The organism is Nocardioides insulae DSM 17944 (assembly GCF_000422825.1).
Classification (GTDB): domain Bacteria; phylum Actinomycetota; class Actinomycetes; order Propionibacteriales; family Nocardioidaceae; genus Nocardioides; species Nocardioides insulae.
Window position 1 is genome coordinate 431,232 of the sequence record NZ_AUGU01000013.1, and the last position, 23,095, is coordinate 454,326.

23 protein-coding genes are annotated in these 23,095 nt (G+C 69.7%); 6 read left to right on the forward strand and 17 right to left on the reverse strand.

Annotated features, from left to right (window positions below; genetic code table 11):
* Positions 1-57: 57 nt before the first annotated feature.
* Positions 58-336: a PspA-associated protein PspAA gene (pspAA, locus tag G515_RS0102665; protein ID WP_028658884.1), complete on the reverse strand. Its 279-nt coding sequence runs from the start codon at positions 334-336 to the stop codon at positions 58-60.
* The gene (locus tag G515_RS0102670; protein ID WP_036553801.1) at positions 333-1,118 is read right to left on the reverse strand and encodes a PspA/IM30 family protein; all 786 of its coding nucleotides are present in this window, start codon (positions 1,116-1,118) and stop codon (positions 333-335) included. Before G515_RS0102670 ends, pspAA begins: the two co-directional genes overlap by 4 nt.
* Before the next feature lie 222 nt (positions 1,119-1,340).
* Here G515_RS0102670 and G515_RS0102675 point away from each other — a divergent pair, with 222 nt between their 5' ends.
* Both G515_RS0102675 and G515_RS0102680 read left to right on the forward strand, forming a co-directional pair.
* The gene (locus G515_RS0102675) at positions 1,341-1,925 is read left to right on the forward strand and encodes a DUF3043 domain-containing protein (protein ID WP_028658886.1); all 585 of its coding nucleotides are present in this window, start codon (positions 1,341-1,343) and stop codon (positions 1,923-1,925) included.
* Positions 1,926-2,018: 93 nt separating this feature from the next.
* Positions 2,019-2,249, forward strand: a complete 231-nt coding sequence (locus G515_RS0102680; protein ID WP_028658887.1) for a hypothetical protein — start codon at positions 2,019-2,021, stop codon at positions 2,247-2,249.
* 37 nt (positions 2,250-2,286) lie between these two features.
* Here G515_RS0102680 and dapB read toward each other — a convergent pair whose 3' ends face one another.
* The gene (gene dapB / locus G515_RS0102685) at positions 2,287-3,030 is read right to left on the reverse strand and encodes a 4-hydroxy-tetrahydrodipicolinate reductase (RefSeq protein WP_028658888.1); all 744 of its coding nucleotides are present in this window, start codon (positions 3,028-3,030) and stop codon (positions 2,287-2,289) included.
* A gap of 199 nt (positions 3,031-3,229) precedes the next feature.
* Here dapB and G515_RS0102690 point away from each other — a divergent pair, with 199 nt between their 5' ends.
* Positions 3,230-3,697, forward strand: coding sequence for a class I SAM-dependent methyltransferase (locus G515_RS0102690; protein WP_245565163.1), 468 nt, complete (start codon positions 3,230-3,232; stop codon positions 3,695-3,697).
* Between the two features lie 124 nt (positions 3,698-3,821).
* Here G515_RS0102690 and G515_RS0102695 read toward each other — a convergent pair whose 3' ends face one another.
* The 11 genes from G515_RS0102695 to rimP form a co-directional block, all read right to left on the reverse strand.
* Positions 3,822-5,258, reverse strand: coding sequence for a M16 family metallopeptidase (locus G515_RS0102695; RefSeq protein WP_245565165.1), 1,437 nt, complete (start codon positions 5,256-5,258; stop codon positions 3,822-3,824).
* Positions 5,259-5,268: 10 nt separating this feature from the next.
* The gene (locus G515_RS0102700; protein WP_028658891.1) at positions 5,269-7,491 is read right to left on the reverse strand and encodes a polyribonucleotide nucleotidyltransferase; all 2,223 of its coding nucleotides are present in this window, start codon (positions 7,489-7,491) and stop codon (positions 5,269-5,271) included.
* Positions 7,492-7,766: 275 nt separating this feature from the next.
* Positions 7,767-8,042, reverse strand: coding sequence for a 30S ribosomal protein S15 (gene rpsO / locus G515_RS0102705; protein ID WP_028658892.1), 276 nt, complete (start codon positions 8,040-8,042; stop codon positions 7,767-7,769).
* A gap of 161 nt (positions 8,043-8,203) precedes the next feature.
* A complete protein-coding gene (locus tag G515_RS0102710) occupies positions 8,204-8,944 on the reverse strand; it encodes a hypothetical protein (RefSeq protein WP_028658893.1) in 741 nt (246 codons plus the stop codon).
* 97 nt (positions 8,945-9,041) lie between these two features.
* Complete coding sequence (locus G515_RS0102715) at positions 9,042-9,974, reverse strand: bifunctional riboflavin kinase/FAD synthetase (RefSeq protein ID WP_028658894.1); 933 nt, start codon at positions 9,972-9,974, stop codon at positions 9,042-9,044.
* Between the two features lie 76 nt (positions 9,975-10,050).
* Positions 10,051-10,953, reverse strand: a complete 903-nt coding sequence (gene truB / locus G515_RS0102720; protein ID WP_028658895.1) for a tRNA pseudouridine(55) synthase TruB — start codon at positions 10,951-10,953, stop codon at positions 10,051-10,053.
* Positions 10,950-11,426: a 30S ribosome-binding factor RbfA gene (gene rbfA, locus G515_RS0102725; protein WP_028658896.1), complete on the reverse strand. Its 477-nt coding sequence runs from the start codon at positions 11,424-11,426 to the stop codon at positions 10,950-10,952. The genes truB and rbfA overlap by 4 nt, the downstream gene beginning before the upstream one ends.
* A 149-nt stretch (positions 11,427-11,575) precedes the next feature.
* The gene (gene infB / locus G515_RS0102730; RefSeq protein WP_028658897.1) at positions 11,576-14,461 is read right to left on the reverse strand and encodes a translation initiation factor IF-2; all 2,886 of its coding nucleotides are present in this window, start codon (positions 14,459-14,461) and stop codon (positions 11,576-11,578) included.
* A 97-nt stretch (positions 14,462-14,558) separates the two neighbouring features.
* Positions 14,559-14,918 carry a YlxR family protein gene (locus G515_RS22960; protein WP_084652984.1) on the reverse strand — a complete coding sequence of 120 codons (360 nt, stop codon included), beginning with the start codon at positions 14,916-14,918 and terminating at the stop codon, positions 14,559-14,561.
* Positions 14,919-14,989: 71 nt separating this feature from the next.
* Complete coding sequence (gene nusA / locus G515_RS0102735) at positions 14,990-15,976, reverse strand: transcription termination factor NusA (protein WP_028658898.1); 987 nt, start codon at positions 15,974-15,976, stop codon at positions 14,990-14,992.
* Entirely contained in the window at positions 15,976-16,482 is a 507-nt protein-coding gene (rimP, locus tag G515_RS0102740; protein WP_028658899.1) for a ribosome maturation factor RimP, read from the reverse strand. The genes nusA and rimP overlap by 1 nt, the downstream gene beginning before the upstream one ends.
* A 103-nt stretch (positions 16,483-16,585) precedes the next feature.
* Between rimP and G515_RS0102745 the strand changes: the two genes are divergently transcribed.
* Positions 16,586-17,110 (forward strand): hypothetical protein, encoded by a 525-nt coding sequence (locus G515_RS0102745; RefSeq protein ID WP_028658900.1) that lies wholly within the window; start codon positions 16,586-16,588, stop codon positions 17,108-17,110.
* A complete protein-coding gene (locus G515_RS19220; RefSeq protein WP_051217773.1) occupies positions 17,107-17,604 on the forward strand; it encodes a ferritin-like domain-containing protein in 498 nt (165 codons plus the stop codon). Before G515_RS0102745 ends, G515_RS19220 begins: the two co-directional genes overlap by 4 nt.
* Before the next feature lie 406 nt (positions 17,605-18,010).
* On the opposite strand, the gene G515_RS0102755 is transcribed toward G515_RS19220, so the two are convergent.
* From G515_RS0102755 to G515_RS0102765, 3 genes are all read right to left on the reverse strand, one after another.
* Positions 18,011-18,502: a DUF1269 domain-containing protein gene (locus G515_RS0102755; RefSeq protein WP_028658901.1), complete on the reverse strand. Its 492-nt coding sequence runs from the start codon at positions 18,500-18,502 to the stop codon at positions 18,011-18,013.
* Between the two features lie 166 nt (positions 18,503-18,668).
* Positions 18,669-20,186, reverse strand: coding sequence for a succinyl-CoA:acetate CoA-transferase ScpC (scpC, locus tag G515_RS0102760; protein WP_028658902.1), 1,518 nt, complete (start codon positions 20,184-20,186; stop codon positions 18,669-18,671).
* A 4-nt stretch (positions 20,187-20,190) separates the two neighbouring features.
* Positions 20,191-21,957 carry a proline--tRNA ligase gene (locus G515_RS0102765; protein WP_245565169.1) on the reverse strand — a complete coding sequence of 589 codons (1,767 nt, stop codon included), beginning with the start codon at positions 21,955-21,957 and terminating at the stop codon, positions 20,191-20,193.
* Between the two features lie 100 nt (positions 21,958-22,057).
* On the opposite strand from G515_RS0102765, the gene G515_RS0102770 reads away from it, so the two are divergent.
* Positions 22,058-23,071 carry a hypothetical protein gene (locus G515_RS0102770; RefSeq protein ID WP_157570970.1) on the forward strand — a complete coding sequence of 338 codons (1,014 nt, stop codon included), beginning with the start codon at positions 22,058-22,060 and terminating at the stop codon, positions 23,069-23,071.
* The last annotated feature ends 24 nt before the right edge of the window (positions 23,072-23,095 follow it).

The following is a 23,095-nucleotide window of genomic DNA, read 5'->3' on the forward strand; positions in this document are numbered from 1 at the left end:
CGAGTCCTCCCATTCCGCCGAGCCCACAGCCCGGGTCATCCACACCCATCCGGCAGGTCAGCCGGGGATCAGGCCCTCATCGCCCAGCATCGAGCGTACGTCGAGGATGGTTGCGTCCGACGGCGGCAGGATCACGTCGGAGGAGTCCAGCGAATCGAGCTCGTGCGCCACTCCCACGGATCGGACGCCGTCCAGCAGGGCAGCCAGAGCGGCCTCGAACTCCTCCTCGTGGTCGGCCTCGACTGCGGCCTCGACCGCGGCGTCGAGTTCGTTGAGCCGGTCCAGGAGGTCGTCGGCGACGTCGTACTGCCCCTCGCCGAGGATCCTGACGATCACTGCCCGCTCGTTTCACTCCGAGGTGCGGACTCCGTCTCGCCCTCGAGGATGGGACCCGACTCGACGGCCTTGGGCTGCTGCGGCGAACCGAGCCCCTTCAGCGCGGCGAGCTCGGCCTCGACGTCGGACTGCGAGCTCAGCGAGTCCAGCTCCCGGGCGATGTCGTCGCCGGCGTTGACCGCGGTGGCGTCGTCGAGCGCACCCGAGGCGATCAGCTCGTCGATCGCACCGGCCCGGGCCTGCATCTCCTGGGTCTTGTCCTCGGCACGCTGGATCGCCATGCCGACATCGCCCATCTCCTCACCGATGCCGCTGACGGCCTCGTTGATCCGGGTCTGGGCCTCTGCGGCGGTGTAGGTGGCCTTGATCGTCTCCTTGCGGGTGCGGAAGGACTCGACCTTGGCCTGCAGACGCTGCTGGGCCATGGTGAGCTTCTCCTCCTCACCCTGGAGCGCGGAGTGCTGGACCTTGAGATCATTGATCTGGGAGGCGAGACCGGACTTGCGGGTCAGCGCCTCACGCGCGAGGTCCTCGCGGTTGACGTTGATCGCCTTCTGCGCCTGGTCGGTGAGCTTGGCCGCCTGCTGCTCGAGCTGGTTGATCTGCAGTTCCACCCGCTTGCGGCTGGTCGCGACGTCGGCGACTCCACGACGCACCTTGGCCAGCAGCTCGAGCTGCCTCTGGTAGCTGTAGTCAAGGGTCTCGCGCGGGTCCTCGGCTTTATCGAGGGCCTTGTTCGCCTTGGCCTTGAAGATCAGGCTCATGCGGCTCCACAGACTCATGCTGATCAGATGCCTCTCGGTGGTTCGGGTCTCGGGTCGCTCACCGGGGAGACCGACTCGAGGAGAGAACCCAGAAGTCGTCCCCGCATCGGCGTCCCACTGTTCTCCTCACCCTACGGCTCAGCACCAACCATTCGCACCTATCCCGATAAGCTGGACGGCACGGGTGCGATCCGTACGCCCCCATCCGCACCGCACCACCCCTGTGAGCCGAGGAAGTCCGTGTTCCGTCGTAAGTCCGAGACCGCCCCTGTCAGCGTCGAGCAGCCCGCCAAGTCCGACGGGAAGGGTCGCCCCACCCCGACGCGCAAGGAGGCCGAGGCCGCCGCGCGGGCGCGCGCGAAGACGCCCCGCACGCGCAAGGAGCAGAACGCCGCCAACCGCGTCCAGCGGCAGAGCCAGTCCGCCAAGATGCGCGAAGCGATGAAGACCGGCGACGACCGGTACCTCCCCCCGCGGGACAAGGGCCCGGTGAAGCGGTTCGTGCGTGACTTCATCGACAGCCGCATCACCGTCGCCGAGCTCGTCCTCCCACTGCTCGTGGTCGTCATGCTGCTCGGCTGGTCGCAGCAGCCCACCCTGGTCTACTTCGCCAACACCTTCATGATGGTGCTGCTGCTGGTCGTGGCGTTCAACCTCGTCTTCCTCCGCTGGCGGCTGAAGAAGGAACTCGACCGGCGCTTCCCCGACGAGAGCCACCGGGGCACCACGTCCTACGCCATGATGCGGGCGCTCAACATGCGCTTCCTGCGGATGCCCAAGACCCGGGTCAAGATCGGCGAGGACCTCCCCGAGAAGTACCGCTGAGGCGAGGGGTCCGACCCCGATTTCGGGGAATCCGAACGCACCATCGCAGCAACAATGCTTGAAAACACTGTGACGTGCGTCACTATGGAACTTGTGTTCGGACCCCTCCCCGCCCTGCATCGCGCGCTCGTGGTCGCCGTGACGCTGCTGGCCGGCATCGCCTGCGGAGTCTGGCTCGGGCGGCACCTCCCGGTCTCCGAGGTCTCGGCCGGGGCGCTCGGAGTGATGGCGGGCATCCTGATCGCGTACCTGGTCGTGCGCGACGCCCACCACGGCGAGCATGAGCCACGCCGGGTTCGCAGCAGCCGGCGCCACGCGCGCTGAGCCAGCCGGTGGGGCGATGAGTGCCGACCGGCACCCCTCATAGATCCAGGACGTGCTCCAGGCCGATGGTCAGTCCCGGGTACGACGAGATCGCACGCACTCCGGCCACGGCACCCGGCCCGAAGGAGGACCGGTCCAGCGAATCGTGCCGGATCGTCAGGGTCTCCCCCAGCCCACCCAGCACCACTTCCTGGTGAGCGACCAGGCCGCGCACCCGGAGACCATGCACCCGGATGCCGTCGATCTCGGCACCGCGCGCCCCCGGCAGCTCGGTGGTGGTCGCGTCGGGCACGGGCGCACAACCAGCCTCGCGACGGGCCGCCGCGATCAGCTCGGCAGTACGGCGCGCGGTGCCGGAAGGCGCGTCGGCCTTGGTGGGGTGGTGCAGCTCGACCACCTCGACCGACTCGAAGAACGGCGCCGCCTTCGCGGCGTACTGCATCATCAGGATCGCGCCGATGGAGAAGTTGGGTGCGATGAGCACGCCCACCGCCGGTGCGCCGGAGAGCCACTCCCGAAGGGTGTCGAGCCGTTCATCGTCGAAGCCGGTGGTACCCACCACGGCGTGGATCCCGTGCTCGATACAGAAGCGCAGGTTGCCCATCACCGCCTCGGGCGTGGTCACGTCGATGACTGCCTCGGCGCTCGACTCCACCAGCCGCTCGAGGGGGTCACTCGAACCCACCCGGGCGACCAGCTCCAGGTCGTCGGCCGCCTCGACCGCCGCACAGATCGCACTGCCCAACTTGCCGTGTGCACCCAGCACGCCAACCTTGATCACGGCGCCAACCTATCGCGCTGACCATCTCGGGTCCTCGGCAGCGCCTCGGAGCGTGTGAGAAGGCTGAGAAGGCCCAATATCAGTCATGAGTTCCGGTACACCAGCCCGGGCGCCGATCATTCCCGGTGAGTTATCTGGCAGGCTGATCCCTATGGTGGTGCAGACGATCCCTGCTCGGATCCGCTGGGCAGTGGACTTCATGGATGTTCAGCCGAACGACCACGTCCTGGAGATCGGCTGCGGCCCCGGTGCCGGGGCGGAACTGATCTGTAGCCGCCTGGAGACCGGCAAGATGTTCGCGATCGACCGATCCGAATCCGGTGTCGACCGCACGAAGCGGCGTTGTCAGCGGTTCATCGAGGCCGGCCGGCTCACGGTGCGGCAGATCGACCTCGCCACCCTGCGGGTGCCGGTGAAGCGACTCCACAAGGTCTTCGCCTTCAACGTCAACCTGTTCTGGGTCCGCGATGCCAGCGCCGAGATCGCCCTGCTGCACGAGCGGGTGCTCCCAGGCGGCAGCGTGTTCCTGTTCTTCGAGGCCACCCGTCGCGATCAGGTCCCCACCATCGTGGAGAACGCCTCCAAGGCCCTCGCCGAGGCTGGCTTCCGAGTCTCCATCGTCGATCAGAAGCAGCCCAGCGTGATCGGCATCATCGGCAAGCGCTGACCGCGCCGACCACACCGGCGCTGCTGCGCCCGGGCCATGAGCGCCGACCTGTGCTCCACCGGCTCGACTCCCCTGCACCGAACCGGCCCGTTCTCCAGGTCGGTACAGAGGGGCTGAGCGTGGATCAGGCGGGGCCGACCACGGCGAGCAGCTCGGGCCGGCGGAGCAGGTCGGCCGCGACCTCGCTGACCTCGGCGATGGTGACGGCGTCGATGCGATCGAGGACCTCGTCGACCGAGAGCAGCCGGTCATGGACCAGCTCCCCCTTGCCGAGCCGCGACATCCGGGCCGAGGAGTCCTCCAGGCCCAGCACGAGGCCGCCGCGCAACTGGCCCTTGCCCCGCGCCAACTCCTCGACGCTGAGACCGTGCTCGGCGACCGAGGCCAACTCGGTACGGATGGTGGCGAGGACCTCGTCCGCCTTGTCGGGGAGGCATCCGACCGCCACGCCGACCAGCCCGGAGTCGGCGTAGGAGCTAGTGAAGGAGTAGACCGAGTAGGCCAGCCCCCGCCGCTCCCGGATCTCCTGGAAGAGCCGGCTGGACGTGCCGCCGCCGAGCGCGGTGCTCAGGACGCCGAGAGCGAACCGGCGCTCGTCGTCGCGGACGAGTCCTTCGCCGCCGACCACGAGGTTGACCTGCTCGAACGGGCGGGTGGTCTCGCGCCGCGCGGCGTGCACAGGCACCGGCGCCTGATGGGTGCGAGGTGGCTCCGGGGCCTCCTCACGCTCCAGGAAGGCCTGCCGGGAGAACGCCGCCACGACCTGCTCGACCGCCCGGTCGTGCTCGACCTGGCCGGCCACCGCGATCACCATCGTGCTGGGCCGGTAGTGGGCGGCGTAGAAGTCGGCGATCTGGTCGCGGGTGAGCGCCTCGATCGAGTCGGTGGTGCCCGCGATCGTGCGCCCGAGCGGGGAATCGGGACCCCACGCCGCCTCGGCGAACAGGTTGTGGACGACGTCGTCGGGGTCGTCGTCGTGCATGGCGATCTCGTCCAGGATCACATCGCGCTCGGCGTCGACGTCCTCGGCGGTGAGCTGCGAGGAGGTGATCATGTCGCCCAGTACGTCGATGGCCAGCGGCAGGTCGTGGCCCAGCACGCGGGCGTAGAAGCAGGTCAGCTCCTTGGCGGTGAATGCGTTGAACTCGCCGCCGATCTCGTCCAGGGCGACCGAGATGTCCAGTGCGGACCGCTCCCGAGTGCCCTTGAAGAGCAGGTGCTCCAGGAAGTGGGAGCACCCGTGCAGCACGGCGTCCTCGTCGCGCGAGCCGACGCCGACCCACACGCCCACCGCCGCGGAACGGGAGCCCGCCATCTGCTCGGTCACGATCCGCAGGCCGCTGGGCAGGATCGTGCGGCGAACCACGGAGCTGACCTGACCGGCGCCGTCGGTCTCGGTGTGCAGCGTCTCGGTCACCGACCCGGTGAGGGAGCCGCCGAACCGGTCGGCGTCGGCACCATCGGTCGGGCTGGCGGAGGAGGCGTCGGCCTCGGCTGAAATACCGGACGACCGGCCGACAGCGTGCTGCCGGCCGGTCGTCGGGGTCTTGCGGGGATCCACTAGCCGGTCGTCACTCCCCCGACTCGTCGGACTCGGCGGCACCGGCGGCGTCCTCGAGGACCGGGGCCAGCGAGAGCTTGCCGCGGTCGTCGATCTCGACGATCTCGACCTGGAGCTTCTGGCCGACCTCGACGACGTCCTCCACCGACTCCACCCGCTTGCCGTCGTTGAGGGCACGCAGCTTGGTGATGTGGAGCAGGCCGTCCTTGCCCGGCATCAGGGAGACGAAGGCACCGAAGTTGGTGGTCTTCACCACGGTGCCGAGGTAGCGCTCGCCCACCTCGGGCATGGTCGGGTTGGCGATCGCGTTGACCGCCGACCGGGCCGCCTCGGCGGCCGCGCCATCGGTGGCGCCGATGAGCACCGTGCCGTCGTCCTCGATCGAGATCGAGGCGCCGGTGTCGTCCTGGATCTGGTTGATCACCTTGCCCTTCGGGCCGATGACCTCGCCGATCTTGTCGACGGGGACCTTCACCGAGATGATCCGCGGCGCGGTCGGGGCCATCTCCTCGACCCCGCCGATCGCCTCGTTCATCACCTCGAGGATGGTCAGACGCGCGTCCTTGGCCTGGTTGAGCGCCTGGGCGAGCACCTCGGCGGGGATGCCGTCGAGCTTGGTGTCGAGCTGCAGGGCGGTGACGAACTCCGAGGTGCCGGCGACCTTGAAGTCCATGTCGCCGAAGGCGTCCTCGGCGCCGAGGATGTCGGTCAGCGCGACGTACTGCGTCGCGCCGTCGATCTCACCGGAGATCAGGCCCATCGCAATGCCCGCCACCGGCGCCTTCAGCGGCACACCGGCCTGGAGCAGCGACATCGTGGACGCGCAGACCGAGCCCATCGAGGTCGAACCGTTGGAGCCCATCGCCTCGGACACCTGACGGATCGCGTAGGGGAACTCCTCGCGCGAGGGCAGCACCGGCTCCAGCGCACGGCCGGCGAGCGCGCCGTGACCGATCTCGCGGCGCTTGGGCGAGCCCACCCGACCGGTCTCACCGGTGGAGTACGGCGGGAAGTTGTAGTTGTGCATGTAGCGCCGACGAGTCTCCGGGGAGAGCGTGTCGAGCTGCTGCTCCATCTTCAGCATGTTCAGCGTGGTGACGCCCAGGATCTGGGTCTCGCCGCGCTCGAACAGGGCCGAACCGTGCACCCGCGGGATCACGTCGACCTCGGCGTGCAGCGGACGGATGTCGGCCAGGCCGCGGCCGTCGATGCGCACCTTGTCGCGCAGCACGCGCTCACGCACGAGCTTCTTGTTCAGCGCGCGGAAGGCGGCCCCGATCTCGCCCTCCCGGCCCTCGAAGTCGCCGCCGATACGGTCGAGCAGACCGGCCTTGATCCGGTCGAGGGTGTCCTCGCGCTCCTGCTTGCCGCCGATGGTGAGGGCCTCGGCGGTCTCCTTGGCCACAGCGGCCTCGACGGCGGCGAACACGTCGTCCTGGAACTCCAGGAACACCGGGAACTCCGCGACCGGCTTGGCGGCCTGCTTGGCCAGCTCGGCCTGGGCCTCGCACAGCTGCTTGATGAAGACCTTGGCGGCCTCCATGCCTCCGGCGACGACCTCCTCGGTGGGAGCCTGGACGCCCTGGTTGGTGACCAGATCCCAGGTCTGCTCGGTGGACTCGGCCTCGACCATCATCACCGCGACGTCACCGGTCTCGGTGACGCGGCCGGCGATGACCATGTCGAAGACGGCGTTCTCGAGCTGGCTGTGGGTCGGGAAGCCGACCCACTGACCGTCGATGAGCGCCACCCGGACGCCGCCGATCGGGCCCGAGAACGGTAGACCGGAGAGCTGGGTGGAGATCGACGCGGCGTTGATCGCGAGGACGTCGTACGGGGTGTCGGGCTCGAGGGCCATCACCGTGATGACGACCTGGACCTCGTTGCGCAGCCCCTTCTTGAAGGTCGGGCGCAGCGGGCGGTCGATCAGGCGGCAGGTGAGGATCGCGTCCTCGGAGGGGCGGCCCTCACGACGGAAGAACGAGCCGGGGATACGGCCCGCGGCGTACATCCGCTCTTCGACGTCGATGGTGAGCGGGAAGAAGTCGAAGTGCTCCTTGGGGTGCTTCGACGCGGTGGTCGCCGAGAGCAGCATGGTCTCGTCGTCCAGGTAGGCGGTCACGGAGCCGGCAGCCTGACGGGCCAACAGGCCGGTCTCGAACTTCACGGTCCGCTTGCCGAAGGAGCCGTTGTCGATGACGGTCTCGACGGCAGTGATGACGGGTTCGGTCAAGGATTCATCCTTGTCTCTTCACGGAGCGACCCCGCGACGTCCCCGGCCGGATCTCGTGTAGATCCGGGGCCGGTCTTCGATCGAGGCCCGCAGTCGCCGCATCGCGCGGGTCTGAGAGCCACTACCGAGGACCGAACCGAGACGGAGTGGTCGCTCCTGGTCAGGTGTAGATGTTCAGTTGTGCGTGCAGGTTCAGCGTAACTACTCCCACCGTCAGAACGAGAATGAGCGGCCACCCCTCACGGGGCGGCCGCTCACTCACACGGCGGGACCGGTCATCGACGGAGGCCGAGCCGCTCGACGATGCTGCGGTAGCGGTTGATGTCGCTCTTCTGCAGGTAGTTGAGCAGGCGACGGCGCTGACCGACGAGAAGCAGCAGGCCACGACGGCTGTGGTGGTCGTGCTTGTGCTGCTTGAGGTGCTCGGTGAGGTGCCCGATGCGGTGGCTGAGCAGCGCGATCTGGACCTCAGGGGAACCGGTGTCACCCTCGGTCGTGCCGTGCTCGGCGATGATCTTCTTCTTGGTCTCCGCGTCAGTTCCAACAGACATGCGAGGACTCCTCTCGGTTCATCGTTGCGCGGCGCGCCCGGGCCTGTTCACCGGGGCACTCTGGATCCGCGGCCGTTCACACGGCAGTCGCCCGGCGGACCGGACAACCTGAGTAGGTTACCAACCGGAGTACGCCGCTCGCGAATCGCGCCCGCGCGCTCTCACCCCGGGGAATCGCCTCGCCCCGGGGCGGGAGGGTTCGCCGGGGGCTGGGGGTTCTGCGGGGCCGCCGGCGGCTGGGGGTTCTGCGGGGCCGCGGGAGGTTGAGGGTTCTGCGGGACCGCCGGGGCGACGGGAGCGGGCGCGAGCGGCACAGTCCGGTGGCGCGGGGTGGTCAACCACCAGACCAGGGTGGCGAGCAGTGCCGGCACCCAACCGTAGATCAGGCCGTAACTGCCGGCCTCGTACATGTACTGCCCGAAGGCCCCCCACAGGACCTCGTCGGAGTCGAACTCGAGCACGGAGATCGCCGCGATCACTGCTCCCCCGGCAACCGTTCCCAGCACCGTCGCCATCCAAGTGATCACGAACATCGCCCCGCCGGCCCGCCGGCGCACGCCGAGACCGGCCAGCCAGGCGACCAGGAAGGTGACGACCAGGACGGCGGCGCTCGCCGCCACGGAGCTGAGCGGGCCGAAGGGGTCCGACCACTCGTCGAGATCGACCAGGGCATCCATCCCGAAGGGGCTGAAGTAGACCGAGTGGTAGCCGAAGGTGACCGCTATGAAACTGACACCCTCCGCCGCCTCCTCGCGCAGGTCCTCGGCGAAGTCGAGGCTGCCCACGGCCTGGAGTATCCACAGTCCCACGACGGCGAGCACGGCGACCCAGAGTGCCGCGAGCCAACTCCGGGACCCTCGGGGGGTCTGAACCGTCTCCGCCGCCTCGGTGTACGAGTCCATGTCTCCACCTTGCCGCAGTTCCCCCGGCCCCCTCCGGATTCAACGCCCGACGCGCGCGGCAGACACCACACGAACAGGATCGAGGCCGGCTGGAGGGTCAGCCGAGCAGGGCGCGGGTGCGCTCGACGTCCGCGTGCATCTGGGTCACGAGGTCATCGATCGACTCGAAGGCCACCATGCCGCGCAGATGGTCGATGAAGCTGACCTCCACCTCGACGCCGTACAGCTCCAGGTCGGTGCGGTCGAGCACGTAGCTCTCGACGCGGCGGACCCGGACGTGCTCGAAGGTGGGGTTGGTGCCGACGCTGATCGCGGCCGGGAACCGCTCGCCGGTGTCGCGACGGGTCAGCCATCCGGCGTACACCCCGTCGCCGGGTGCGGCGGTGAGGGCGTCGGTGGGCACGTTCGCGGTGGGGAACCCCAGCTCGCGGCCGCGCTGGTCACCCTTCACCACCACGCCTCGCACGATGTAGGGCCGCCCCAGCGCCTCGGCGGCGCCGGCCACGTCGCCCGAGGCGAGGCAGGTGCGGATGTAGGTCGAGGACCAGACCTGCGGCCCACCGTCCAGCGGGATCCCCTGGACGGTGAAGTCGTGCTCGGCGCCGTACGCCGTCAGTTCGGCGACGTCTCCGGCGGCCTTGTGGCCGTACCGGAAGTTGGCCCCCACCACGCAGGCGGCGGCATGCAGGGTGTCGACCAGGACGCGTCGGGCGAACTCGTCGGGGCTCCAGCTGGCCATGTCGAGGTCGAAGGGCAGCGCCAGCACGTCGTCGGCGCCGGCCTCGTGCAGCAGTTCGGCCCGCAGCTCCAATGAGGTCAGGGTCATCGGCGCGTGCTCGGGACGCAGCACCGCCATCGGGTGCGGCGAGAACGTCACCGCGACGACGGGCAGGCCCTGTCGATCGGCGACTGCCCGGGCACGGGCCAGCACCGCCTGATGTCCACGGTGCACGCCATCGAAGTTGCCGATGACCACGACGGTGCGGCCTAGTTCGGCCGGCACTTCAGCAAGGGTTCGCCACAGACGCACGCTGGTCACCATAACGGTGGTGCCAGGGAGCCCCGCCGGACGGTCCATCGTTGTGGCCCATCCGGCTCGGCGCGGGTCAGCCGACGAAGACGGCGACGGGTCGCGCGCGATCCTGCGCACCGGTGGGCTCATAGAGCGCCAGGAACTCCCCGGACGGGTCGAAGACGGCGCTGAGTGAGTCCAGCGCGAGCGTCAGTTTCCGGCCGTAACGGACCTCGCGCGCCTGCTCCTCACCCAGGTCGACCGCCGGGAACGCCGCCCGGGCCGTGCGCGCCATCGGCAGGACGTGATCGACCCACTCCCCCTCGGCCAACTCCTCCAGTGACTGCGCGAAGGTGAGGTCGTAGGGACCGACCGCGGTACGACGCAGGGCGGTCAGGTGACCACCGACCCCGAGCGCCTCACCGACGTCGCGGGCGATCGCGCGGATGTAGGTGCCGCTCGAGCAGCGGACCGAGATGTCGACGTCGAGGACCGTGGTGCCGTCCTCGAGCCGCACCGGGCGCGGGTCACCGACCGTGAGGTCGTGGACGGTCACCGTGCGGGCCTTCAACTCGACCTGCTCGCCCTCGCGCACCCGCTGGTAGGCACGCTTGCCGTCGACCTTGATCGCCGACACCGCACTGGGCACCTGGTCGATCTGCCCGGTCTGGGTGCCGAACGCCTCCCGGACGGCGGTGCCGGCGAGTTCCCCGGCTCCGCGCGAACCGGTCGGTTCGCCGTCCGCGTCGTCGGTGGTGGTGGTCATCCCGAGGCGCACCGTCGCGTCGTACGCCTTCTCGGTGAGCATGAGATGACCGAGCAGCCGGGTGGCCCGGTCGACGCCGACGAGCAGCACCCCGGTCGCCATCGGGTCCAGCGTGCCGGCATGGCCGACCTTGCGGGTGCCGGCCAGCCGGCGGATCCGGCCGACGACCGAGTGCGAGGTCATCCCGGCCGGCTTGTCGACGACGACCAACCCGGAGACGGGCGTGGTCACTCCCGGCCGGTTCCGGTGTCGAGGTCGTCCAGGTCCTCAGCGAGCTCGTCCTCGTCCCGCGGCTTCTTGTACGGGTCGGCCTCGCCGGCGTACTCGTGCCCACGGTTGGCCGCCACCTCGTCGTCGAGCTCCTTGGCCCGGGCCAGCACCTCGTCGAGATGGCGGGCGTTGGCGGGCAGGGCGTCGTGGATGAATTCGAGCGTCGGCGCGTGCCGCATCCCGAGCTGCTTGGCGACCTCGGAGCGGATCAGGCCCTTGGCCGATTCCAGTGCCGTGGCGGTGCCGGCCATGTCGGCCTCGCTCTCGGCGCCCAGCACCGTGTAGAAGACGGTGGCCTGCTGGGTGTCGCCGGAGACGCGGACGTCGGTCACGGTGACGAATCCCAGCCGGGGGTCCTTGACCCGTCGTTCCAGCATCTGCGCGACGATGACCTTGATCCGATCGGCGATACGCCGCACCCGCGGGTTGCTCATGTCTCTCACTCTCTCAAAAAGGACCCGGGGCACGGGAGTTCCCGTGCCCCGGGTGCGTGCATCACCAGGCGGAGGGTGGGAGACGCCCCTCGAGCGGAGCGGGCCGTTTCGGCCCGGCAACGCAGCGAGGCGCCTCCCGGTGCGCGGGATCAGCCGCGCGGGATCTCCACCATCTCGAATGCCTCGACGATGTCGCCCTCCTTGATGTCCTGGAAGTTCTTCAGGACCAGACCGCACTCGAAGCCCTCGCGGACCTCCGCGGCGTCGTCCTTCTCCCTGCGCAACGAGGCCAGGTCGAGGTTGTCGGCCACGACGCTGCCGTCGCGGATGACCCGGACCTTCGCGTTGCGACGGATGACGCCACCGGTGACCATACAGCCGGCGATGTTGCCGATCTTGGAGCTGCGGAACAGCGCCCTGATCTCCGCCTGGCCGAGGGTCTTCTCCTCGTACTCCGGCTTGAGCATGCCCTTGAGGGCCGCCTCGATCTCCTCGATCGCCTGGTAGATGACCGAGTAGTAGCGGATCTCGACACCCTCGCGGTCGGCGAGCTCGGTGGCCTTGCCCTGCGGCCGGACGTTGAAGCCGATGATGACCGCATCGGAGGCCGCTGCCAGGTCGACGTTGGTCTCGGTGATGGCGCCGACACCCCGGTCGATGACCCGGATCCCGACCTCGTCGCCGACGTCGATCTTGGACAGGGAGTCCTCCAGCGCCTCGACCGAACCGGACACATCGCCCTTGAGGATGAGGTTGAGCTCCTGGGTCTCGCCCTTCTCCATCGAGGCCATGAAGTCCTCGAGGGTACGACGGGCGCGCCGCTTGGCCTGGGTGGCCGCACGCTCGCGGGCCTCCCGCTTCTCGGCGATCTGACGGGCCATCCGGTCGTCCTCGACGACCAGGAAGTTCTGGCCCGCACCGGGCACCGCGGAGAGTCCGAGGACCATCGCGGGACGCGACGGGGTCGCCTCCGCGATCTCGTTGCCGTACTCGTCGAGCATGGCCCGGACCCGGCCGTGCGCCGGACCGGCGACGATCGAGTCCCCGACCCGCAGGGTGCCGCGCTGGACCAGGATGGTGGCCACCGGGCCGCGACCGCGGTCCAGGTGGGCCTCCACGACCAGACCCTGGGCGTCCTGGCTCGGGTTGGCCCGCAGATCGAGCGAGGCGTCGGCGGTCAGCACGACCGCCTCGAGCAGACCCTCCAGGTTGGTGCCGGACTTGGCCGAGACGTCGACGAACATCGCCTCGCCGCCGTACTCCTCGGGCACCAGGCCGTACTCGGTCAGCTGACCGCGCACCTTGGTGGGGTCGGCGTCGGGCTTGTCGATCTTGTTGACCGCGACCACGATCGGCACGCCGGCGGCCTTGGCGTGGTTGAGCGCCTCCACCGTCTGCGGCATGACACCGTCGTCGGCAGCGACCACCAGGACCGCGATGTCCGAGGACTGCGAACCACGGGCACGCATGGCGGTGAACGCCTCGTGACCGGGGGTGTCGATGAAGGTGATCCTGCGCTCCTGGTCGTCCACCTCGGTGGAGACCTGGTAGGCGCCGATGTGCTGGGTGATGCCACCGGCCTCACCGGCCACCACGTTCGCGTGGCGGAGAGCGTCGAGCAGCTTGGTCTTACCGTGGTCGACGTGACCCATGACGGTCACGACCGGCGGACGGACGACCCAGTCGGACTCGTCGCCCTCGTCACCGAACTCGATGTCGAAGGACTCGAGCAGCTCGCGGTCCTCGTCCTCGGGTGAGACGACCTCGACGATGTAGTTGAGCTCCTCACCGAGCAGCTCGAGGGTCTCGTCGTTGACCGACTCGGTCGCGGTGACCAGCTCGCCGAGGCTGAACAGCATCTGCACCAGCTGGGCGGCGTCGACGTTGATCTTCTCGGCGAAGTCGGTCAGCGAGGCACCCCGGGCGAGCCGGACGGTCTCGCCGTTGCCCTTGCGGACCCGCACGCCGCCGATCGTCGGGGCCTCCATGGCCTCGAACTCCTGGCGACGCGCCCGCTTCGACTTGCGACCGCGGCGCGAGGGGCCGCCGGGACGGCCGAAGGCACCCTGGGTGCTGCCGCGACCGCCGGGACGACCACCGCCGCCGGGACGACCGGCGAAGCCGCCGGGACGACCACCACCGGCGCCGCCGCCGGGACGAGCGCCGCCACCGGGACGAGCGCCGCCGGCACGACCGCCACCCGCGCGACCGCCAGCGCCGGCGGGCTTGCCGCCGGGACCGGTGCCGAAGGCAGCCGGGGACTTGGGCATCATCGCCGGGTTGGGCCGGGGCATACCCGGACGGGCACCGGACGGAGCCGGCTTCGCACCCTCACGGCCGCCCTGAGGACGGGGAGGACGCTGCTGCTGGTCGCCACCGGCGTCACGCTTGGGCGCGGCCGGACGCCGGCCCATGCCCTGGCTGGGGGCGAACGGGTTGTTGCCGGGGCGGGACGCACCGGGCTTGCCGACCGGACGCGGCGCGGGCTTGCCAGCCGAGCCGCCGGACGGCTTGGGGCCGGGCCGGGGCGCCGGCTTGGGGCCGGGCTTGCCGGCCGACGGCTTGGGCGCCGCGGCAGGCTTGGGGCTCTGCGGCGTCGCCTTGGCGGCGGGTGCCTCAGGAGCGGCGGATGCCTCGGGAGCCACAGGCGCCTCGGCCGGCTTTGTCGCCGGCTTCGGAGCGGGCTTGGCCGCGGCAGGACCCGGCTTGGGAGCCGCGGGGCCGGGCTTGGCAGCAGGCTTGGGGCCGGGCCTCGGGCCGGCCGGGGAAGCGGGCTTCTCGGCAGCCTTCTCGGTGGCCTTGGGGGCAGGGGTCGGCTTCGGGCCGGCCGGGGCGGCGGACCTGTCCGCGCCACCATCACCGGCACCACCCTTGAGGGCAGCGCCGTACTCCTTGCGGAAACGCATCTCCGCCGGGAGCTCGACGGTGGAGCTCGCCGACTTGACGAACTCCCCCATCTCCTTGAACTTCTCGAGAACGAACTTGCTCTCGACTCCGAACTCCTTGGCGAGTTCGTGAACTCGGGTCTTGGCCACGTTTCTCCTTCTGGCCGCAAGACCCGGGGTCCGGGGGATGTTCCTGCGACCGTTAGTGGTTGGTGAACACGCTCATCGCGAAGTACTCATCGAGTGCTCATGAGCTGTTGCTCCAGTCCTGGTCGGGTGATACGTCGACCCCGGCTGTTCCGGGCGTCGACGGCGAATCGGTCAGCGAGTCGATATGTGCGGCCACCAGTGCGGTGGAGGCTCCGCCGGCGAGCCGCAGGGCTCGCGTGAAGGCCTTCCTCCGCACTGCGAGGTCGTAACACCGACGTGTGGGATGCAGGTGCGCCCCACGGCCGGGTAGGCGCCGCGCCGGATCGGGGAGGAGGGCCGCGAGGCCGTCCACCGAGCCGACGGTCACCCGCACCAACTCGCGTGCAGCGGCTCGTTGCCGACACCCGACACAGGTCCGAACCGGACCGGAGTCAGGGGTTAAGTCTTCGCGAGCCACCGACAGAACACTGTACCGCTTCCGCGGTGACGGGCCGAACCGGGGCGGCCTTCCTCACCTGGGCGATGCACTCACGACTCGACCGGGGCGCTCTTCTCCTCGTCGGACCGGATGTCGATGCGCCAACCGGTGAGCCGGGCGGCCAGGCGGGCGTTCTGCCCCTCCTTGCCGATCGCCAGCGAGAGCTGGTAGTCGGGGACCACCACACGCGCGGACTTGGCCGCGGCATCGACGATCTGGACCGAGCTGACTCGTGCCGGGGAGAGCGCACTGGCCACCAGGGTGGCGGGGTCCTCCGACCAGTCCACGATGTCGATCTTCTCGCCCTGGAGTTCGGCCATCACGTTGCGCACCCGGCTGCCCATCGGGCCGATGCAGGCGCCCTTGGCGTTGACCCCCGCGGCGGTGGACTTCACCGCGATCTTGGTGCGGTGACCGGCCTCGCGCGCGATCGCGGAGATCTCGACCGTGCCGTCGGCAATCTCGGGCACCTCCAGCGAGAACAGCTTCTTCACCAGGGTGGGGTGACTGCGACTGAGCGTGATCTGCGGGCCACGCATGCCCTTGCGCACGCTGAGCACCAGCGCCTTGATCCGGGTGCCGTGGGTGTAGTCCTCACCGACCACCCGCTCACTCACCGGCAGCAGCGCCTCGAGCTTGCCGAGGTCGACCAGCACGTCGTCGGGGTTGCGGCCCTGCTGGACGACACCGGAGACGATGTCGCCCTCCTTGCCGGAGAACTCACCGAACTTCAGGTCGTCCTCGGCGTCCCGGAGGCGCTGCAGCATGATCTGCCGGGCGGTCGTGGCGGCGATCCGGCCGAACCCCTCGGGGGTGTCGTCGTACTCCCCCACCTGATTGCCCTCGTCGTCGAGCTCCACGGCGAGCACGGTCACGTGGCCGGTCTTGCGGTCGAGCTCGACCCTCGCCCGGTCCTGGGCGCCAGGGGTCTTCTGGTAGGCGGTGAGCAGCGCCTGCTCGATCGCCTCCACGAGCACCTCGAAGGAGATCTCCTTCTCCCGCTCGAGCATCCGCAGGATACTCAGGTCGATGTCCATCAGGCTTCTCCTACTTCGTCGGCCGCACCCTCGTCGGCGGGCCGGTTGAACTCGATCTGAACCATGGCCTTGTTGATCTCGGCGTACGGGACCACCTGCTCGGCCCCCTCCACCACCAAGGTGGCGCCGTCGTCGTCGTGGGACCGGATCCGCCCGGTCACCGTGCTGCCGTCGCCGCGGACGACCTTGACCAGACGACCGACGTTGCGCCGCCAGTGCCGCGGCCGGGTCAGCGGACGGTCGACCCCGCGCGAGGTCACCTCGAGCGTGTAGGGCTGCTCGCCCATCACGTCCGAGCCGTCGAGCACGTCGTTGATCGCGCTGGTGGCTTCGGCGACATCGTCGAGCGTCACCCCGCCGTCGCGGTCGACGGCGATCCGCAGCACCCGCCGTTTCCCGGCCGGGGTCAGCTCCACCGCCTCGAGGTCGAGTCCGAGGGCCTCCAGGGGCTGGGCGAGGATTGCCTCGATCTGCTCCCTGAGGGCGTCCTGCCTGGCACTGCTCACGGGTCGGCGACCTCCCTGTGCTGTTGTGGATAGCTGACCACTGCCGTGGTGCGAACGGTGGTGTGGGCACACCATAAACCGGCGAGGCGTTAATGTCGCGCTTGTGCCTCCCCAGCTTCCCACGCCCTCGAGGCGGAGCCTGCTCGGCGCGGCCTCGTCCCTCCCCCTGGCGGCACTCGCCGGTTGCAGTCTCGAGGACCTGCGCGCCCCCGAGACCACCCCGTCGGCGATCACCACGTCCGCGCCGCCCCCTGACGCCGACGAAGCCCTGGTCACGAGCGCGTCGGACCGGATCCTCACCGCCCGCCGGACCGCAGCCGCGGCGGCCGCGACCCCCGGCGCCACCGCGGCGGTCAGTACGGCGGCCACCACGTTGGTCACCCTCCACGACACCCATCTGGCCGCCCTCACGCCCGAAGGGGAGACAAGTCCCACACCCTCGCCCTCGGCCACGACACCCGGCACGGTCTCCCTCGCTCGACTCCGACGCTCGGAGACCTCGCTGCAGGCGGACCTGGCCGAGGACGCCGTCTCGGCAGCCAACGCCGAGCTGGCCCAACTCCTGGCCTCGATGTCCGCGGCCGTCGCCCAGCAGGTCAGCCTGCTGCCCTCGGGGTCGGGCCGATGACCACGACGCCCACGCCCCCCTCCTCCGCATCCTCACCCGCTCCCTCGACGCCCGCCGAGTCGGCACCACCGGCGGACGCGGAGACCGACGCTCTCCAGACGGCTCTCGCCGCCGAGCACGCCGCCGTCTACGTGTACGGCGTACTCGGCGGACAGACCTCCGCCTCGCGCCAGCCCACGCTGATGCGCCTGGTCATCGACGCGTTCTCGACCCACCAGCTCCGCCGCGACCACCTCACCGCGCTGCTGGCCGCCGCCGGCGAGACGCCGGTCGGCACCGAGCCGGGTTACCGAGTACCTCCCCGGCTGGGCACCGCCGCGGCGGTCGAGCGGACCGCACGGGGCGTCGAGGCCGCCTGCGCCACGGCCTACGCCGCCCTGGTGGCGGCGACCTCGGCCGAGGTCCGGTCCTGGTCGATCACCGCGCTGACCGACACCGCCGTTCGCGGCCTGGGCTTCGGCGCCGCCCCGACTCCGTTCCCCGGGACGGACTGAACCCGACCAACCCACCGGGTGCAGTCCCGGAAATGACAGTGATCCGTGAGTCTCACCGCTCCGGGGGATTCCCGAGATACCCCCCGGAGCCGGTGCGACTCACGGATCACTCTGTCGGCCTGGACACAAGGCCTGTGGATGACCATCTGATGTGGGGACCGACGGTCTTTCCATGCACAATCTTGCAGTCTGGCGAGAACGAGGTCCAGCGCATGGCCTCCTCAACTTGTTGCACTGCATGAAGCTGCAAATGTTGCGATTCTGCTTGAACGTTGGACTCGACTCTTGATAGAGGCCCGGGGCCGCCCGCGATACCTCGATCTCCTGAGCCAACGACGGCGGGCCGGCCCTGGGGAGAGAGGCTCCCGGGCCAGCCCGCCGACGTACTGGGAAGAGATCGGGAGGATCAGTCCTCGTGCGCGAAGGCCTCGCGCAGCTTGGCCTCCTGTTCGGCGCTGAGGTTGGTCTGGATCAGCTCCATGTCGGCACCCTCGAACCGCTCGACGAGGCGGTCGACCACCCCGTCGCTGGTGAGCACGAACAGGGCGGAGCTCCCCGGCACCACTTTGTCGCGCACGCGCTTGATGAAGCTGTCATCGATGCCCACATCGGTGAGCGAGCCGGTCAGTGCGCCCGCGGCCGCCCCGAGGGCCACACCGAGGATCGGCACGAAGAAGATCAACCCGAACAGCAGCCCCCAGAAGCCTCCCCAGGTCGCCTGGTCCGCCGTCGGTGACTGCGCCTGGTGGGTCTTGGGCTTCTTCTTCCCGGGCTCCCAATCCACCCAGGCGGCGTCCTCGATGGTGATGAGCTCCTCGGACTGGGCCTCCTTCAACACCCGCAGCGCCTGCTCGGCACCGTGGGTCTGGTTGAACTTCCAGACGGTCAGTGTCGCCATGCCAGCTCTCCTCTCGACGTGAGCCCCGGACTCTCGCCGGGGCCGCGATCAGCCTAGGAGACTGCTGCACGAGACCGCCGGGCCGAGCGGGGAACCAGTGGCACCTGTGGCCCGTCCTGATCGGCACCCTGGGGCGCTGCGGCAGCCCCCATCGGCCGCGGCGAGGTCAGGGCAGCATCCGCCCGGTGCTCAGATACCGCTGGTGCCAGGAGAGCGCCTCGTCGAGCAGGTGCGGTGTGTGCCGCGCATGCGGACGCTCCGCGATCGACCTGGCCAGGTAGTCGTGCAACTGGTCGCGATAGTCCGGATGCGCACAGCGGTCGATGATGCGGCTGGTGCGGGCGAGCGGCGAGAGTCCGCGAAGGTCGGCGAGGCCCTGCTCGGTCACCAGCACCTGGACGTCGTGCTCGGTGTGGTCGACGTGGCTGACGAACGGCACCACCGAGGAGATCGCACCGCCCTTGGCCGTGGAGGGCGAGACGAAGAAGTTGAGGTAGGCGTTGCGGGCGAAGTCACCGCTGCCCCCGATGCCGTTCATGATCGAACTGGCCATCAGATGGGTCGAGTTGACGTTGCCGTAGATGTCGGCCTCGATCATCCCGTTGATGGCGATCACACCCAGCCGCCGGACGACCTCGGGATGGTTGGAGATCTCCTGGCTGCGCAGCAGGATCCGCCCCTTGTACGACGCCACGTGGTCGTTGAAGCGCGCCACACCGTCCGGGGACAGCCCGAACGAGGTGGCCGACACGCCGCTGAGGATGCCCGCGTCGAGGAGGTCGAGCAGACCGTCCTGGATCACCTCGGTGTAGGCGGTCAGCCCCCGGAACTCCGCGTCGAGCAGGCTGGCCATCACGGCGTTCGCGACGTTGCCGACACCCGACTGCAGCGGCAGCAGGTCCGCGGGGAGTCGGTCCGCCGCCACCTCGTGGCGGAGGAAGTCGACGATCGCCTCCCCCATCGCCCGGCTGTCGTCGTCGAGGGGCTTGAGCGCGCTGTTGCGGTCGGGAGCGTCGGTCTCGACCACGGCCACGACCTTCTCCGGGTCGACCCGCAGGTAGGGATCCCCGATCCGCTGCATCGCCGAGGTCAACTGGATCGGCGCCCGGTGCGGAGGGAGACGGGTGCCGTAGTAGACGTCGTGGAAACCCTCGAAGTCGCGCGGCTGCCACTGGTTGACCTCGAGGATCACCCGGTCGGCCTGCTCCAGCCAGGTCTTGTTGTTGCCCACGCTCGAGCCCGGCACGAGCAGCCCGTTGGGCAGCACGGCGGCGACCTCCACGACGGCGACATCGAGCGGGCCGTAGAACCCGAACCACATCTGCTGGGCCGAGTGGGAGAGGTGGGCGTCGACGTACTCGATCTCGCCCTCGTTGATCAGCCGGCGCAGCACCGGGTCGGACTGGAAGGGCAGCCGCTTGGAGACCGCATGAGCCTCGGCCAGGACGCCGTCGACCTCGGGGGCGGTGGAGGCACCGGACCACAGTTGGACGCGGAACTCCTCGCCCCGCCGCCGGGCCTCGCCCACCCGGCGGGCGAGCGCCGCCGGCACCGCCTTCGGGTAGCCCGCGCCGGTGAAGCCGGAGATGCCGACCGAGTCGCCCGGACGGATCGCGGCCGCAGCCTCCTCGGCACCGACGACCCGGCGCGCCAGCACCGGACAGCTGATCCTGGACCTGGTCATGTGCTCAGTCTCGGACCAGTTGCTGGAGGTGGGCCACCGCCTCGTCCACCGCGACCGCGGCGCGCTCACCGGTGCGCCGGTCCTTGACCTCGATGGTGCCCTCGGCGAGCCCGCGCCCGACGGTGACGATCGTCGGTACGCCGATCAGCTCGGCGTCCTTGAACTTCACCCCTGGACTCACCTTGACCCGGTCGTCGTAGAGGACATCGAGGCCGGCCTCGCCCAACTCGGCGACGAGCCGGTCCGCGGCCTCGTGCACGGCCGGGTCCTTACCGGTGGCCACCACGTGCAGGTCGTACGGCGCCACGTGCCGCGGCCAGCACAGCCCGATCTCGTCGAGGGTGCCCTCGGCGACGGCGGCGACCGCCCGGGTCACGCCCACGCCGTAGGAGCCCATCGTGACGGTGACCAGCTTGCCGTTCTCGTCGAGGACCTGCAGGCCGAGTGCGTCGGCGAACTTCCGGCCCAGGGCGAAGACGTGGCCCATCTCCATGCCGCGCTCGGTCTCCAGGATCCCGTCGCCATTGGGGCACGGGTCACCCGGCCACACCGCGGCAGCCTCGATGACGCCGTCGGAGGTGAAGTCGCGACCCGCGACGAGGTCGATGATGTGCTTCCCGGGCTCGTTGGCGCCGGTCACCCACCGGGTGCCCTCGACCACGCGCGGGTCGACCAGGAAGCGGATGCCGGACTTCGATTCCTCGCCCAGAACCTCCGGACCGATGTAGCCCTTGACCAGATCGGGGAACGAGGCCAGCGTCTCCTCGTCCATCGGCTCGAACTCGCCCGGGTAGAGCGCCGCCTCCAGGCGCTTGGCGTCGACCTCACGGTCACCGGGCACACCGATCGCCAGCGGCTCCTTGGTGCCGTCGGGGTAGGTGACCACACCGAGCACGTTCTTGAGCGTGTCGGAGCCCACCCAGGGGCGGTCCTCGCGGGCGAAGTGCTCGTTGAGGTGCGCGACCAGTGTGTCGATGGTGGGGGTGTCGGGAGTCGCCTCCGCGTGCGCGGCAGGCAGGCCGTCATAGCCGACGGGCTCGGGGGCGACGACCTTGACCGCCTCCACGTTGGCCGCGTAGCCGCAGGACTTGCACTCGACGTAGGTGTCCTCGCCGACCGCCGACTTCGCGAGGAACTCCTCGGACTTCGACCCGCCCATCGCCCCGGCGTGGGCGTAGACGATGACGTATTCGAAGCCGAGCCGGTCGAAGATCCGGACGTACGCCTCGCGGTGGGCGTTGTAGGACTTGTCCAGCCCCTCATCGGTGTAGTCGAAGGAGTAGGAGTCCTTCATGATGAACTCGCGACCGCGCAGCAGGCCGGCCCGAGGCCGGGCCTCGTCGCGGTACTTGGTCTGGATCTGGTAGAGCGAGAGCGGCAGATCCTTGTAGGAGCCGTAGAGATCCTTCACCAACAGGGTGAACATCTCCTCGTGCGTGGGCCCGAGGAGGTAGTCGGCGCCCTTACGGTCCTGGAGCCGGAAGATGCCATCGCCGTACTCCGTCCAGCGGCCGGTCGCCTCGTAGGGCTCACGCGGCAGCAGCGCGGGGAAGCTGACCTCCTGGGCGCCGATCGCGTTCATCTCCTCGCGGATGATGGCCTCGATCTTGCCCAACACCCGCAGGCCCAGCGGCAGCCAGGAGTAGATCCCGGGAGCGGCCCGGCGGATGTACCCGGCGCGGACCAGCAGCCGGTGGCTCGGCACCTCGGCGTCCACGGGATCCTCGCGCAGGGTACGCAGGAACAGGTGCGACATCCGGGAGACGGTCATGGGCAGAAGATTACGGCGGCCCGCCGGCGAGCGGCGAACCGGATCGGCCCCATCGGAGGACCCCTGGTATCAGGGGACGCGATCGGCTCTCCTGGACCCTATGGACAAACGACCGCAGGGTGGCGGCCTTCTCGCCACGCGTTCTCGGGCATGGCACGTCGTCGGACGTGTCCTCTCCCCCGCCGTCGTGGCGCTGGGACTCATCGGCGGCCTGCTGGCCGCCACCCCACCGGCCGCCGCCGCCCCGGTCGTCGACCTCACCCCGGGCGCCTACCCACGTGGGCCGGAGATGCCGCTGCCGCACATCACCGGTAACACGATCATCGACGGTCACTCCAGGATCGCGGTCCCGTGGCCGAGGGTGGAATACCTCGGCAGGCTCGGTCGGGCCCACGGCGTCCGGGTGAGCCGGGCCGACGGCAGCCGGGTCCGGATCCTCCGAGTGCATCGCAACGGCACGCGCAACATCCTGCTCCGCGGGCCTGCCTCGTGGCACACCCAGATCGACGAAGCCTTCTTCCAGCTGGTCACTCCGAGGAATGCCGGGAATCGCACCCGGGTCACCATCCGCGACCGGGGCGGCAAGGTGATCAAGAGCCGGACCTTCCCCCGGTCGACGCTCCTGGAGACGATCAACGCCAAGGTGGCGCTCACCAGTCGACGTCCCGCCCGCACCATCATCTGGGACACCTGGAACCCGCACGTGCGCGTGGTGGAACGGCGCGCCTCCTACGCGATCGACCTGGTCGCCCGCCGGTACGCCTACTTCACCGGGGATCCGTACGCCGGCGGCTGCACCGTCGTCGCCTCGCTGAAGCCTCCACAGCGGACACTGTGGCGTTCCTGTCGCGAACGGGTCGAGCACTTCGGCCCCGGCGGTGGCCGGATGCTGACGGTCCACAAGCTGACCGATGGTCCCGGACCGAACGTGGTGAAGGAACGGCGGATCGGCGGCGGGCTGCTGGCGACCTACCGCGCAAGGGTGATCACCGACCTGGAGTGGACGAGCCGGTGGGGGAAGTTCTTCCTGGCGCACGGAGCCACCAAGATGGCCTGGATGAACTGCACCCAGGAGTGCCACCGGGCCTCGGCCCTGGAGCCCTCCTCGATCTGACCGCCTCTACCCCGCGACACCGCG

Coding starts and splice junctions, on each gene's coding strand:
- G515_RS0102670 (WP_036553801.1), bottom strand. CDS start 1,118: ATGAGTCTGTGGAGCCGCATGAGCCTGATCTTCAAGGCCAAGGCGAAC.
- G515_RS0102690 (WP_245565163.1), top strand. CDS start 3,230: ATGGATGTTCAGCCGAACGACCACGTCCTGGAGATCGGCTGCGGCCCC.
- rpsO (WP_028658892.1), bottom strand. CDS start 8,042: ATGTCTGTTGGAACTGACGCGGAGACCAAGAAGAAGATCATCGCCGAG.
- G515_RS0102710 (WP_028658893.1), bottom strand. CDS start 8,944: ATGGACTCGTACACCGAGGCGGCGGAGACGGTTCAGACCCCCCGAGGG.
- rbfA (WP_028658896.1), bottom strand. CDS start 11,426: ATGAGCAACCCGCGGGTGCGGCGTATCGCCGATCGGATCAAGGTCATC.
- nusA (WP_028658898.1), bottom strand. CDS start 15,976: ATGGACATCGACCTGAGTATCCTGCGGATGCTCGAGCGGGAGAAGGAG.
- G515_RS19220 (WP_051217773.1), top strand. CDS start 17,107: ATGACCACGACGCCCACGCCCCCCTCCTCCGCATCCTCACCCGCTCCC.
- G515_RS0102755 (WP_028658901.1), bottom strand. CDS start 18,502: ATGGCGACACTGACCGTCTGGAAGTTCAACCAGACCCACGGTGCCGAG.
- scpC (WP_028658902.1), bottom strand. CDS start 20,186: ATGACCAGGTCCAGGATCAGCTGTCCGGTGCTGGCGCGCCGGGTCGTC.
- G515_RS0102765 (WP_245565169.1), bottom strand. CDS start 21,957: ATGACCGTCTCCCGGATGTCGCACCTGTTCCTGCGTACCCTGCGCGAG.
- G515_RS0102770 (WP_157570970.1), top strand. CDS start 22,058: ATGGACAAACGACCGCAGGGTGGCGGCCTTCTCGCCACGCGTTCTCGG.